Source organism: Amycolatopsis sp. NPDC028719 (assembly GCF_055565395.1).
Window position 1 is genome coordinate 906,728 of record NZ_JBVHUL010000004.1, and the last position, 11,703, is coordinate 918,430.

At 71.8% G+C, this 11,703-nt stretch carries 16 protein-coding genes; 8 read left to right on the plus strand and 8 right to left on the minus strand.

Annotated elements, in window-relative coordinates; genetic code table 11:
- Positions 1-2: 2 nt before the first annotated feature.
- Positions 3-215 carry a biotin/lipoyl-binding carrier protein gene (locus tag ACZ4TR_RS22875; protein WP_364362919.1) on the minus strand — a complete coding sequence of 71 codons (213 nt, stop codon included), beginning with the start codon at positions 213-215 and terminating at the stop codon, positions 3-5.
- A gap of 100 nt (positions 216-315) precedes the next feature.
- Here ACZ4TR_RS22875 and ACZ4TR_RS22880 point away from each other — a divergent pair, with 100 nt between their 5' ends.
- Positions 316-390, plus strand: a complete 75-nt coding sequence (locus ACZ4TR_RS22880) for a 50S ribosomal protein bL37 (protein ID WP_371827656.1) — start codon at positions 316-318, stop codon at positions 388-390.
- Between the two features lie 64 nt (positions 391-454).
- On the opposite strand, the gene rsrA is transcribed toward ACZ4TR_RS22880, so the two are convergent.
- Together rsrA and ACZ4TR_RS22890 are read right to left on the minus strand one after the other, a co-directional pair.
- Entirely contained in the window at positions 455-775 is a 321-nt protein-coding gene (rsrA, locus tag ACZ4TR_RS22885; protein WP_364529473.1) for a mycothiol system anti-sigma-R factor, read from the minus strand.
- Positions 772-1,395: a sigma-70 family RNA polymerase sigma factor gene (locus ACZ4TR_RS22890; protein WP_350310699.1), complete on the minus strand. Its 624-nt coding sequence runs from the start codon at positions 1,393-1,395 to the stop codon at positions 772-774. Before ACZ4TR_RS22890 ends, rsrA begins: the two co-directional genes overlap by 4 nt.
- A gap of 193 nt (positions 1,396-1,588) precedes the next feature.
- Here ACZ4TR_RS22890 and ybaK point away from each other — a divergent pair, with 193 nt between their 5' ends.
- Entirely contained in the window at positions 1,589-2,065 is a 477-nt protein-coding gene (gene ybaK, locus ACZ4TR_RS22895) for a Cys-tRNA(Pro) deacylase (protein WP_465288903.1), read from the plus strand.
- Positions 2,066-2,306: 241 nt separating this feature from the next.
- Here ybaK and ACZ4TR_RS22900 read toward each other — a convergent pair whose 3' ends face one another.
- Complete coding sequence (locus ACZ4TR_RS22900; RefSeq protein WP_465288904.1) at positions 2,307-2,915, minus strand: alpha/beta hydrolase family protein; 609 nt, start codon at positions 2,913-2,915, stop codon at positions 2,307-2,309.
- Positions 2,912-3,682, minus strand: a complete 771-nt coding sequence (locus tag ACZ4TR_RS22905) for an SOS response-associated peptidase (protein ID WP_465288905.1) — start codon at positions 3,680-3,682, stop codon at positions 2,912-2,914. The genes ACZ4TR_RS22900 and ACZ4TR_RS22905 overlap by 4 nt, the downstream gene beginning before the upstream one ends.
- 115 nt (positions 3,683-3,797) lie before the next feature.
- On the opposite strand from ACZ4TR_RS22905, the gene rsgA reads away from it, so the two are divergent.
- From rsgA to ACZ4TR_RS22925, 4 genes are all read left to right on the plus strand, one after another.
- Positions 3,798-4,820 carry a ribosome small subunit-dependent GTPase A gene (rsgA, locus tag ACZ4TR_RS22910; RefSeq protein ID WP_465288906.1) on the plus strand — a complete coding sequence of 341 codons (1,023 nt, stop codon included), beginning with the start codon at positions 3,798-3,800 and terminating at the stop codon, positions 4,818-4,820.
- Positions 4,821-4,922: 102 nt separating this feature from the next.
- Entirely contained in the window at positions 4,923-5,807 is an 885-nt protein-coding gene (locus ACZ4TR_RS22915) for an SCO4651 family lipoprotein (protein ID WP_465288907.1), read from the plus strand.
- Positions 5,808-5,877: 70 nt separating this feature from the next.
- On the plus strand, positions 5,878-6,621 hold the full coding sequence (locus tag ACZ4TR_RS22920; RefSeq protein WP_465288908.1) for an SCO4651 family lipoprotein: 744 nt from the start codon (positions 5,878-5,880) through the stop codon (positions 6,619-6,621).
- A 60-nt stretch (positions 6,622-6,681) separates the two neighbouring features.
- Positions 6,682-7,554 carry an NAD-dependent epimerase/dehydratase family protein gene (locus ACZ4TR_RS22925; protein ID WP_465288984.1) on the plus strand — a complete coding sequence of 291 codons (873 nt, stop codon included), beginning with the start codon at positions 6,682-6,684 and terminating at the stop codon, positions 7,552-7,554.
- Between the two features lie 106 nt (positions 7,555-7,660).
- Here ACZ4TR_RS22925 and ACZ4TR_RS22930 read toward each other — a convergent pair whose 3' ends face one another.
- Positions 7,661-8,152, minus strand: coding sequence for a DUF6912 family protein (locus tag ACZ4TR_RS22930; protein ID WP_285476410.1), 492 nt, complete (start codon positions 8,150-8,152; stop codon positions 7,661-7,663).
- The gene (locus ACZ4TR_RS22935) at positions 8,149-9,555 is read right to left on the minus strand and encodes a WS/DGAT/MGAT family O-acyltransferase (protein WP_465288909.1); all 1,407 of its coding nucleotides are present in this window, start codon (positions 9,553-9,555) and stop codon (positions 8,149-8,151) included. The genes ACZ4TR_RS22930 and ACZ4TR_RS22935 overlap by 4 nt, the downstream gene beginning before the upstream one ends.
- A 34-nt stretch (positions 9,556-9,589) precedes the next feature.
- Here ACZ4TR_RS22935 and ACZ4TR_RS22940 point away from each other — a divergent pair, with 34 nt between their 5' ends.
- A complete protein-coding gene (locus ACZ4TR_RS22940; protein WP_364527104.1) occupies positions 9,590-10,351 on the plus strand; it encodes a TrmH family RNA methyltransferase in 762 nt (253 codons plus the stop codon).
- 3 nt (positions 10,352-10,354) lie between these two features.
- On the opposite strand, the gene ACZ4TR_RS22945 is transcribed toward ACZ4TR_RS22940, so the two are convergent.
- On the minus strand, positions 10,355-10,729 hold the full coding sequence (locus tag ACZ4TR_RS22945; protein WP_465288985.1) for an HAD-IA family hydrolase: 375 nt from the start codon (positions 10,727-10,729) through the stop codon (positions 10,355-10,357).
- Between the two features lie 227 nt (positions 10,730-10,956).
- Here ACZ4TR_RS22945 and ACZ4TR_RS22950 point away from each other — a divergent pair, with 227 nt between their 5' ends.
- Entirely contained in the window at positions 10,957-11,403 is a 447-nt protein-coding gene (locus ACZ4TR_RS22950) for an Rv3235 family protein (protein WP_465288910.1), read from the plus strand.
- The last annotated feature ends 300 nt before the right edge of the window (positions 11,404-11,703 follow it).

The window sequence follows — 11,703 nt, forward strand, 5'->3', positions numbered from 1 at the left end:
GGTTACTCGACCGTCCCGAGGACGTCACCCTGCTGGACGCGGTCGCCCTTCGCCACGGCGAGGCTGGTCAGCGTGCCGGCCTTGGCGCTCACGGCGGGCAGCTCCATCTTCATCGACTCCAGGATCAGCACGGTGTCGCCGGCGTTGAGCGCGGCACCCGGCTCCGCGACGACCTCGAGCACGGTACCGACCATTTCGGCCCTGATCTCGGCCATCGGCACCCTCCTTGCAGCTCGCCCGACGACCCCATCCAACCAGAACGGGACGTCATGACACACTTGAGAGGTTGACCAGCTTTGACGACGAGGAGTGAACATGTCGAAGCGCGCCCGCAAGCGTCGCAGCCGGAAGAAGAACAGCGCGAACCACGGCGGTAAGCCCAACTCCTGAATTCGGCGTCGGCACGCAAAAGGCCCCCACACCACGGTGCGGGGGCCTTCGTCGTGCTCAGGCGCTATTCGGAACGCTGGTCGAGGGTGATCTCGGTGCGTTCGACGGTGACGCCGCCACGGGTGGCGACCGTCTGGCGGATCGACGCGCGCAGCCGGCTCTTCAGCTCGGCCGGGGCGTGGTCACCGCCGCACTTGCGGGCCAGCAGCTGCTTGATGTGCTCGTCGATGCCGTACTCCTCGAGGCACGGCGGGCAGTCCTCGATGTGGGCGCGCAGGGCGGCGTCCCGCTCGGGGCTGCACTCGCGGTCGAGGAGCAGGTAGATGTCGGCGAGCGCCTCTTCGCAGCGGACCTTGTCGGACGCGCCCTCGCACATGTCGTTCATCGCCCCGCCACCTCTTCCTTGGCGCCCCGGACGAAGCCGCGCTCGCGCGCGACGTCGGCGAGCAGGTCGCGCAGCTGGGCGCGGCCGCGGTGCAGGCGGGACATCACGGTGCCGATGGGCGTGTCCATGATCTCGGCGATCTCCTTGTACGCGAAGCCCTCGACGTCGGCCAGGTAGACGGCCAGCCGGAACTCCTCGGGCAGCTTCTGCAGGGCGGCCTTGACGTCGGTGTCGGGCAGGTTGTCCATCGCTTCGACCTCGGCCGAACGCAGCCCGCTGGAGGTGTGGCTCTCCGCCTTGGCGATCTGCCAGTCGGTGATCTCCTCGGTGGGCTGCTGCACCGGCTGCCGCTGCCGCTTGCGGTAGCCGTTGATGTAGGTGTTGGTCAGGATGCGGTACATCCAGGCCTTCAGGTTCGTTCCGGCCTTGAACGACGCGAAGGCGGCGTACGCCTTCAGGTAGGTCTCCTGGACCAGGTCCTCGGCGTCGGCGGGGTTGCGGGTCATCCGCATCGCGGCCGAGTACAGCTGGTCGAGCAGCGGCATCGCGTCCCGTTCGAAGCGCTCGGCGCGCTCCGCCTCGGTCGCTTCTTCCGGCGCTGAGTTCTGCGTGCTCGGCAAACCGTTCCCTTCCCGCTCGGCGTCGATGCGCGTACGCGCATACGGCGACGTCGAGTTTACGCGGGGGCCGGGCACACCGCGGTTCGCCGGTGCCTGAGGGCGGCGGCGGCTGCGAGAGCGTGTGGTGGCGAGGGTTGTGGTCACGTGCCGTACAACCATTCGGGGGGTGCGGGCATTCCCTAGACTCCGGGCCATGGCTGGCAAGGGCACCCCGGCGACGGCGTTGCTGGTGAAGCAGAAAGTGCCGCACACGCTGCACGCGTACGACCACGACCCGCGCGCGGAGTCGTACGGGCTCGAGGCGGTGGAGGCGCTGGGCCTGGAGCGCGCCCGGGTGTTCAAGACGCTGGTGGCCGAGGTGGACGGCCGTCTGGTCGTGGGCGTGGTCCCGGTCACAGGGCAGCTGGATCTGAAGGCGTTGGCAGCCGCGGCAGGCGGCAAGAAGGCCAAGATGGCCGACCCGGCGGCGGCTCAGCGCGCCACGGGGTACGTGCTGGGCGGGATCTCACCGCTGGGCCACCGGAGCCGGCTCCCGGTGGTGATCGACGCGACGGCTCCGACGTTCGAGACGGTGTTCTGTTCGGCCGGGCGGAGGGGGCTCGAGGTGGAGCTGGCCTCGGGTGAGCTGGTCCGGCTGACCGGCGCGGTGGTGGCGCCGATCGCGGCCTGACCAGCGCGAACACGCCGGCCCATCCGGCCCGGCAGACTCGGGGGTTCAGCCGCCCGGCTCCCCGCCGCGGAGGGGGTCGCCGCCGCGAACCGAGCGTCATGGGACGCAGTGAATGACTCATTCACTGCGTCCAGCGCCAGGAATGAGTCATTCACTGCGTTCGGCGGGACGGTTGTGGCGACTGCCGCGGCGCGGAACGGGCCGCCGCGAAGCCGTGCACAACGGCCCCCGATGGGATGGTTCAGGCCAGCGGGCGCAGCACCCGGGACAGCCACTCCGTCGCCGCCCGGGACACCGTCTCCAGGTCCTTGCCCAGGCTGTGGTCGCCGTCGACCAGGACCAGTTCCTGGTGCGCCCCCACCTTCGGCCGGCCGAACGGGTCGCGCTCCCCCTGGATCACCAGGGTCGGGACCTCCACCGCGTCGAACTCCGGCTGGCGGGTCTTCTCCGGGCGGCCCGGCGGGTGTTCCGGGAACGCCAGGCACAGCACCGCCACCGCCTGCCCGGCCGTGGCCGTCCGGCAGGCCACCCGCGCCCCGGACGACCGGCCGCCGAACACGAACGGCAGGCCGTCGAACCGCTCCGACAGCTCGTCCGCGATCGTCAGCCAGGCCGCGTCCAGCTGGTTCGCCGGGGCCGGCGCGCGGCGGCCTGCCACCTTGTACGGCTGCTCGACCAGCGCCACGTGCACCCCTGCCGCCTGGGCCGCGCGCGTCACCGCCACCAGGTCCTTCGCGCCCAGCCCGCCGCCCGCGCCGTGGCCCAGCATGAGGACCGCCGTGCCCTCCTCGGCGCAGTGGAGGTAGACCCGGGCCAGGCCGTGCGCGGTCTCGATCTTGAGCGCGGTCATGGCTTCGGCGCGTCGAACAACGCGTCCTCGTCCTCGAGCTGCTGCTGCGGGTCGACGCGCTCCAGCAGCTCGGGCCCGTTGTTGCGGACGTTGTTGACCAGGGTCGAGATCGGCCGCAGCTCCAGCGACGAGACGATGTCGTCCGGCGTCGGCACCAGCAGGTCCTTGACGTCCTCGCGGTCCGGGTCCAGCCAGCCGTCCCAGTGGGACCGCGGCACGATCAGCGGCATCCGGTGGTGGACGTCGGTGAGCTGACCGGCGGCGTCGGTCGTGATGATCGAGAACGTGATCAGCGGTGACGCGTTGTCGTCGTCCTTCGGCCGCCAGCTCTCCCAGATCCCGCCGAACGCGATCGACGAGCCGTCCGGGGGCGTCATGTAGAACGGCTCCTTCTCCTTGCCGGTGCGGCGCCACTCGAACCAGCCGTCGGCGGGCACCAGGCAGCGGCGCGACACCAGCGCGCGGCGGAACGCGGGCTTCTCGGCGGCCGTCTCGGCGCGCGTGTTGATCATCCGCGAACCGACGGACGGGTCCTTGGCCCAGAACGGCACCAGGCCCCACTTCATCATCCGCAGCGAACGCTCGGCGGGCTCGTCCTCGAGGACCTGGCCGTCTTCGTCACGCGGGTGCCGCTGGACGACGGTGACCACGTTCTTCGTCGGCGCGACGTTGTGGTCGGCGCGCGCGTGGCCCTCGGTGAGGTCGATGGCTTCGAACTCTTCGATCAGCTTCGCCGGGTCCTTGGTGGCGGCGTAACGGCCGCACATGGCCAACCTCCTCGCGTACCGGAACAGCCAGGACGCCATCGTTACACGCAGGCCAGGGCCGTGGCGAGCGACGTGGGATCATTCGGGTGGCACCGGCACACGAGAGGACGAGGGTTTGGCGCGCAACGACTGGAGCAAGCTGGACGAGTCCGACGTCCGCGTGCGTCCGGGCAAGGGCACCCGGCCCCGCAGCAAGCGCCGTCCCGAGCACGCGGACGCCGTCAACGCCATGGTCATCGGCAAGGACCGCGGGCGCTGGACCTGCGCGATCGACGCCGATCCCGACCAGGTGATCACCACGATGCGAGCCCGCGAGATGGGCCGGACGCCGGTGGTGGTCGGCGACCGGGTCGGCGTGGTCGGCGACGTCTCCGGCAAGCCGGACACCCTCGCCCGCATCATCCGCGTCGACGAGCGCAGCAGCTCCCTCCTGCGCACGGCCGACGACACCGACCCGTACGAGCGGCTGGTCGTCGCCAACGCCGAGCGCCTGCTGATCGTCACCGCGCTCGCCGACCCGCCGCCGCGCACCGGCTTCATCGACCGCTGCCTGGTCGCCTGCTACGCGGGCGGCGTGCAGCCCGTGCTGTGCCTGACGAAGGCCGACCTGGCCAGCCCTGACGAGCTGCTCGCGGGGTACGCGGGCCTCGACATCCCGGCGATCGTGACCCGGTACGACGAAGAGCCCGAGGGCCTCGCGGAGATGCTCAAGGACCGCGTGACGGCGCTGGTCGGCCACTCCGGTGTCGGCAAGTCGACATTGGTCAACCGCCTGGTCCCCAACGCCGACTTGGCCGTCGGCGTGGTGAGCGGAGTCGGCAAGGGGCGGCACACGTCCGTCGCGGCGGTGGCGCTGCCGCTGCCGGACGGCGGGTGGGTGATCGACACGCCGGGCGTGCGGTCGTTCGGCTTGGCCCACGTCACCGCGGACGACATCGTCGACGCCTTCGAGGAGTTCGCCGAAGCCGCCGAGGAGTGCCCGTCGGGCTGCGGGCACCTCGGCCCGCCCGAGGACCCGGACTGCGCGCTCGACGACGTCGTCACCGAGGGCAAGGCGGGTCCCGAACGGCTGGCGTCGCTGCGGCGCCTGCTGGCCTCGCGTAGCGGCCACGAGGTGACTCGCGTCACGGACGCGTGAGACAACCGGGAACCAGAGCCGGATCGTCACCGTCCCAGGAGTAACTATTCGTCCGATCGGGCGATAAGCCGAGCGGAAGATCCGACACTGAGGGGAATTTCGATGCGCAAGACCACCCTGGTCGCCGCGGGTGCCGCGCTGGTGCTCACGCTGACGGCCTGCAGCACCTCCGGCACCGCCGAGCCGGCCGGTGCGGGCAACCAGACCCAGGCCGGCGGCGGTGGCCTCCTGGCCTCGCCGTTCACCGACGCGATCCAGCTGGCGTCGGCGTCCAAGCAGGGCACCGAGCAGTCCAAGTCGGCGAAGTTCTCCATGGAGGGCTCCGCCGCCGGCCAGACGATCAGCGCGACCGGCGCGATGGCCTTCGACGGCGCGAACACCAAGTTCTCGATGACCAGCACCGCGGCCGGCGAGACCACCGAGATGCGCATGGTCGACAAGGTCATGTACATCAAGCTGCCCGCCGACCAGCAGAAGCAGATGGGCACCGACAAGTCGTGGGCCAAGATCTCGGCCGACGGCACCGACCCGGTCTCGCAGGCGATGGGGAGCGCGCTGTCGCAGTCGGCGGAGCAGAGCGACCCGAGCAAGATCCTGGACCAGGTCTCCAAGGCGGGCCGGATCATCTCGTCCGACCAGACCCAGCTGAACGGCGAGCAGGTCAACCACTACAAGGTGGAGCTCGACATCGCCAAGGCCCTCGACCAGTTCACCGGCCAGATCCCGGCCGCCGCGCGCGAGCAGGTCAACGAGAAGCTCAAGGGCAAGGACCTCAAGATCCCGGCCGAGCTGTGGCTGAACAAGGACAACCTGCCGGTGCAGGTCACCATGGACCAGGGCCCGATGATGCAGGCGCTGGGCGCGCCCGCGGGCGACGCCAAGTTCACGATGAAGTACAGCGACTGGGGCACCCAGGTCGACGTGACGGCCCCGCCGGCCGACCAGGTCGTCGACCTCGGCGAGCTGATGAAGAAGGCCGGTCGCTGACCGGACGACGCTGAGTAGCAGCGGCTCCCCCGAACGGGTTCGGGGGAGCCGCTGTGTTTTTGTTGGCGCCATGCGCAAAGCCGCCGTCGTGCTGCTGCTCGTCCTGCTCGCCGGCTGCACCGGCCCGCCGTCCCCACCCGCGTTCACCGACGCGCGGGCACTGGCCGACGCCGCCACGGCGGCCACGACGAGCGGCGGCTCGGCGAAGTTCAGCACGGACGTCGCGGTGGGCCAGGTCCGTTCGAAGGGCCAGGGCCAGGCGCGGTTCGACCCGGCCGGGACGTCTCAGGTGCTGACGACCGACTTCATCGGCGAGCCGATGGAGCTGCGGCTGGTGGCCGGGAAGCTGTACGCGAAGGTGCCGGAAGGTTCGCGCGACGAGGTCGGCGCGGCCAAGCCGTGGGTGGTCGTGGCGGCGGACGGGAGCGACCCGTTCTCCCAGGTCCTCGGCGGCAGCCTCGCGCAGCTGGCGGCCCAGAACGACCCGGTGCACACGCTCGGCGAGATCCGGGCGGTGGGCTCGATCGTCTCTTCCGAACGCGGGCAGCTGGACGGCGTGGCCGCGGAGCACTACCGGGTGGAGCTGGACCTGTCCCGGCTGGGAGCCGACCGGCCCGCCGGCCTGCCGGCGGACGCGGCCGGGCCGGGCAGGTTCCCGATGGAGATCTGGCTCGACGACGCCCACCGGCCGCTGCAGGTCGTGCTGGACCTGTCGCCGATCCTGCAGGGCGGGGAGGCCCGGATCACGACGCGGTACCGCGACTGGGGAGCGCCGGTCGACGTGCAGCCACCGCCCGCGGGCGAAGTGGGCTAGTCACGTTTTCCCGCGCTCGCTCGTCCAGGTCTCGGTCGAAAGGAGACGGACGTGCGGGTGATGGTGATCGGGGCGACGGGCGTGCTGGGGGTGCCGGCGGTGGCCCGGCTGCTGGCGGCGGGGCACGAGGTGAGCGGGCTGGCCCGGGACACCTCACGGGCGCCGGCCGTCGAGGCAACCGGCGCCAAGCCGGTGCCGGGCACCTTGTTCTCGGCGTCGTCGCTGGTGACGGCGCTGCGCGGGCACGACGCGGTGCTGAACCTGGCGACGCGCATCCCCCGGAAGGTGACGAGCAAGTCCGCCTGGGCGGCGAACGACCGGGTCCGGCTGGCCGGGAGCGCGGCGCTGGCCGCGGCCGTCCGGGAGGTGCCGGAAGTACGGATCGTGGTCCAGGAGGGCATTTCGTTCGTGTACGCGGACGGCGGCGATCGCCTGCTGACCGAGGAGGCGCCCCTGCGGCCGCGCGGAGTGACGGCGTCGTCGGTGGTGGCGCACGAGAACGTGGCGGCGCTGGAGGACCGCACGGTGGTCCGGCTCCGGATCGCGACGTTGGTGGGCTCGGACCCGCTGACGGCGGCTCTGCTGGCCTCCGCCCGGCTTGGGGCGCCGTTGATCATGGGATCCCGGACGGACTGGACGACGGCGATCCATCCGTCCGACGCGGGGGCCGCCGCGGCGGCGGCATTGGCGGCGCCTTCGGGGGTTTACAACGTGGGGGCGCCGGCGGTGCTGAAGGCCGAGCTCGGGGCGGCCATGGCGGCTGCCGCCGGGGTGCGGAAGGCGCGGGCGGTGCCGAAGTGGCTGCTCTCGCGGATGGCGATGGCGGAGCCGATGGCCCGGTCGCAGCGGGTGGATTCGGGGAAGCTGACGGCGGTGACCGGGTGGCGGTGTGACCGGCCGGTTCCGGGACCGGATTGGTTCACCGCGGACTGAGGTCCTAGCTCGCCCTGGTTTGGCACAGTGTCGTTTCCACTGGCCGGGGCCGCGGTCAGCCGCCGCATCCCCAAGTTGTCCACAAGGAAACCCACCTGTGGACAACTCAGAGCAGCTCCAGCAAGAACGGCAGTTCCTGCGGCGCGTACCAAGCCAGTTCGTGGTCCTCGGCATCCCCCAAAGTGAACTCCGCGTCCGGATCCCCGAGGTCCGCCGCGTCGATCACCGCCGCCGCCGCGGAGACCGCGTCCGCCGCCTCCGATGCGTCCACGTGGATCGCTGCCACCGCCGACAGCGGGATCGGGCCGCCGATGCGGACCACCGGTGCGTCCAGGTCCGGCCGGAGCGTCACTCCCGCCACGTCCGCCGAAATCACCACCCGGCGGGGCTCGCCCTTCTCCTCCGCCGCGATCAGCCGCAGGGAGGCCCGGGCCGCGTCCAGCAACGCCGCGTACTCCAGCTCTTCGTCCGTGCCGCTCGCGTACGCCTCGCGCAAAGCCGGCGTCAACGCGAACGCCGTTCCGCTGCGGGCGCGGAACTCCCCCGAGGATTCGAGGTCGCGAAGCATCGCGATGGTCGCAGGCAGATAGACCCTCACCAGTGCGCACCCTTCAGCTCTTCCAAGGACTCTTCGATCATCCCGGCCACGAGGTCGACGTCGAACGCGGCCTTGCGGTCGCCGTTCAGTCCGAAGTAGACGCCGCCGTGGTAGGACGTCACCCCGATCGCCAGCGCCTGGGTGCGCATCAGCGGCATCACCGGGAACATCTCGACCAGTCTGGCCTGTCCCGCGTACATCGGCACCTGCGGGCCCGGCGAGTTGGTCACCATGACGTTGAAGATGCGCCCGGACAGCGACCCCGCCGCCCGCGCCCCCAGTGAGTGCAGGGTAGCCGGGGCGAAGCCGCCCACCTTGAGCAGCCCGCGCGCCGTCACCGAACGTCCCGAATCGAGGTGCTCGGCCATCGCGTGGCCGATGTGCTGCAGCCGCAGCACCGCGTTGGGCTCGCCGACCGGCAGGTCCACCAGGTACGCGGCCACCTGGTTGCCGACCAGCGCCGGCGTCGAGTACTCCGCCGTCTCCGCGTCGCGGACCGCCAGCGGCACCAGCGCGCGGATCGTCGCGTTCGGGGTCAGCGACTCCTCGCGCGAAAGCAGCCATTCGCGCAGCGCGCCCGTGATGGCCGCGAGGACGACGTCGTTGACCGTGCCGCCGTGCGCCGCGCGGATCTTGCGGAAGTCCTCGAGCCGCGTCCGCACCACCGAAAACACGCGACCGCCGGAAACCCGGACGTTCAGCGGCCCGGTCGGCGCCGGGGTCACCAGCGTCCGCAGTGTCGACGCCACTCCGCCGACGGTCTCGGCGAACTTGCCCGCCGCCGCGAACGCGTCGTTCGCCGCCGAGCGGACGTTCTCCACGACCTCGCCCGGCCGCTGGACGCCTTCGCTGACCGCGTCCAGCACCAGCTGCGTACGGCTCGGCTCGCGCCGCGGCGTCCAGATGTCCTCGAACGGCTCCGGTTCGGCCGGGGTCGGGTCGAGGATGAGCTGGCCCAGGTCGATCGTGCCGACACCGTCCACAACGGACTGGTGGGTCTTGGTGACCAGCGCCACCCGGTCGCCGGCGAGGCCCTCGATGAAGTAGGCCTCCCAGAGCGGCCGCTCCGGCGCCAGCCGCCGCGACATCAGCCGCGCGACCAGGTCGAACAGCTGGTCGTCGCTGCCCGGCTGGGGCAGCGCCGATCGCCGGACGTGGTAGCTCAGGTCGAAGTCGACGTCGTCCACCCACACCGGCCGCGCGAGGTGGCCGGGCACCTCCGCCACGCGCTGGCGGTAGCGCGGCAGGTACGCCAGCCGCGCCCCGACGAGGTCGAGCAGCTGCGCGTAGCCGAACCCGGAACGCGGCCGCTCGAAGATCGCCACCCCGCCGACGTGCATCGGCGTCGCGTGGTCCTCGACGTAGAGGAACGAGGCGTCCAGCGCGGACAGGCGGTCGGGCATGAGCCGATCCTTACACAATGCGAGACTGCGGGGCGTGGGTGATGAGTCGACGATCTCGCCGAAAGACCGCTTCCTGACCGTCTACGGCCGGAAGCCGGTGCTCGAAGCGCTGGCCGACGACGGCCTGCGGGTGGACAAGGTGATTCTCGCCGACACCGCTCGCGGCCCCGGCGCCGCGGAGATCCAGCGCGCGGCCAAGGAAGCGGGCGTGGCGGTGCAGCGCGCCAGCGCCCACCGGGTCAAGGTGCTCGCCGGCAACGGCAAGCAGGACCAGGGCGTGCTCGCCGACGTCGTCGCGCCGCGGATGCGCGCGCTCGAAGCCGCGCTGTCGGACCGGCGCCCGCCGTCGCGCGTGCTGCTGCTCGACGGCATCACCACGCCCGCGAACGTCGGGATGATCCTGCGCACGGCGACCGCCGCCGGGCTCGACGGCGTGATCGTGCCGCGACGCGGCGTCGCGGCACTCGACCCGATGGTGGTCAAGGCGTCAGCCGGCGTCGCGTTCCGCGCGCCGGTGCTGCGGTGCGGTTCCGCTCGCGACGCCGCCGAAATGCTCACCGATGCCGGCTACGGTCTTTACGCGCTCAGCGCGTCGGCACGCACCACGGTTTTCGACGTCGACCTGCCGCAGCGCGCCGCGTTCGTGCTCGGCGGCGAGACGGCCGGAGTCGGGACCGAAGTCGGCGAGCTCGTCACGGAATGGGTGTCGATTCCGATGCCGGGTGACGTCGAGTCGCTGAATGTCTCAGCGGCGGCGGCGGTCCTGTCTTTCGAACTGGTGCGCCGCGCGCGGTGACACTCACCCCTCCGGGAACAGCGCGCCGAGCTCGGTGAGCGTTTCCCCGACCGACCGGTGGTGCACGCCGACCATGCCGACCTGGACGGCGCCGCGGATGTTCGCGGCGGAGTCGTCGACGAACGCGCACCGCACGGCGGGCAGGCCGAGCCGGTCGGCCGCGATCAGGTAGACGGCGGGATCCGGTTTGGCGACACCGACCTCGCCGGAAAACACGAGGGCGTCGAAATAGTCGAACATGGTGTTCTTGACCTCGGCCGATGCCCCGGGGGCGTTCGACAGCAGCGCGGTGCGGACCCCTCGCTCGCGCGCGGCCACGAGGTAGTCGTAGAAGCGGCCGGCGTCGGGATCGGTGAGAACTCCGGCGAAATCGACCAATAACCCCTTCAGCACCCGGCACACCATAGCCGGGGCGGCGACGCGGTGTCTCGCACAGCGCAACAATGGCCCGCACTTACCGCACCGGCATCGGCGAATCCATGGCTTCGGCGGTTCTTTCCCGAATCGGGCGATTCCCGTCGCCTTTCGGACCGGTTCCCCCCTCTAAGCCGTGGCGGTGGCGAAATGCCGCCGCGGGAGGGGAGGAAATGTCCGAGGAACACCGCGTGAGAACGCTGGTCCACAACGAAGTGCCGCGCCGGGCCGAACGGCCGCTGGCGGTGACGGGGTCCGGACACCGCCGCGGCGACGCCCGGTGGCCCGCGCCGAGGCAGCTCGAGGCGGGCGACGTGGGCCGCGTGCTGAACATGCTGCTGGAGGCGTACGACGGCCGGCGGCCGGCACCGCAGATCCGCGGGCTGGTGGCGCCGGAGGTCTTCACCGGCCTCAGCGGGCCGCACCTGGCCCGGCCGCGGCACCGGATGCGCCGGGTGCACGTGTGCACACCGGTGCCGGGCGTGATCGAGGCGTGCGCCCGCGTGGAGGCAGACGGCCGGTCGTTCGCACTGGCGGCCCGCTTCACCCGAACGCCGGTGGGGTGGCAGTGCGTGCGGTTCACGCTGCTGAAGCCGGGGCGGCCGGACCAGCAGACCCGCCGCCCGGCGGCCGCGTGAAGCGCCGGCGGTCCGCCCGCGCACCGCCGGGATTCGGTCGAGATCGGACGGTCCCGGCTGATCGGCGTGGCCGGGCCGGCAGACCCGCCGCCCGGCGGCGCGAGCCGCCGAGCAGCCGCCGGGATTCGGTCGAAATCGGACGGTCGCGGCAGGGTCGGAGCGGCCAGGCCTCCAGACCCCGCCGCCCGGCGGGGCGAGCCGCCGGGCGGCGGTCCGTCTTCGGTTGGGATCGGACGGACGCGGCCCGGCCGAAGTAGCCAGCCCTGCAGAACCTCTCCCCGGTGGCGGAAGCCGCTGGGC

Bases quoted from the DNA above. Each gene is read 5' to 3' on its own strand.
- ACZ4TR_RS22875 (WP_364362919.1), bottom strand. From the start codon at position 215: ATGGCCGAGATCAGGGCCGAAATGGTCGGTACCGTGCTCGAGGTCGTC.
- rsrA (WP_364529473.1), bottom strand. From the start codon at position 775: ATGAACGACATGTGCGAGGGCGCGTCCGACAAGGTCCGCTGCGAAGAG.
- ybaK (WP_465288903.1), top strand. From the start codon at position 1,589: ATGGCTGGCAAGGGCACCCCGGCGACGGCGTTGCTGGTGAAGCAGAAA.
- ACZ4TR_RS22900 (WP_465288904.1), bottom strand. From the start codon at position 2,915: ATGACCGCGCTCAAGATCGAGACCGCGCACGGCCTGGCCCGGGTCTAC.
- ACZ4TR_RS22905 (WP_465288905.1), bottom strand. From the start codon at position 3,682: ATGTGCGGCCGTTACGCCGCCACCAAGGACCCGGCGAAGCTGATCGAA.
- ACZ4TR_RS22915 (WP_465288907.1), top strand. From the start codon at position 4,923: ATGCGCAAGACCACCCTGGTCGCCGCGGGTGCCGCGCTGGTGCTCACG.
- ACZ4TR_RS22920 (WP_465288908.1), top strand. From the start codon at position 5,878: ATGCGCAAAGCCGCCGTCGTGCTGCTGCTCGTCCTGCTCGCCGGCTGC.
- ACZ4TR_RS22925 (WP_465288984.1), top strand. From the start codon at position 6,682: ATGGTGATCGGGGCGACGGGCGTGCTGGGGGTGCCGGCGGTGGCCCGG.
- ACZ4TR_RS22935 (WP_465288909.1), bottom strand. From the start codon at position 9,555: ATGCCCGACCGCCTGTCCGCGCTGGACGCCTCGTTCCTCTACGTCGAG.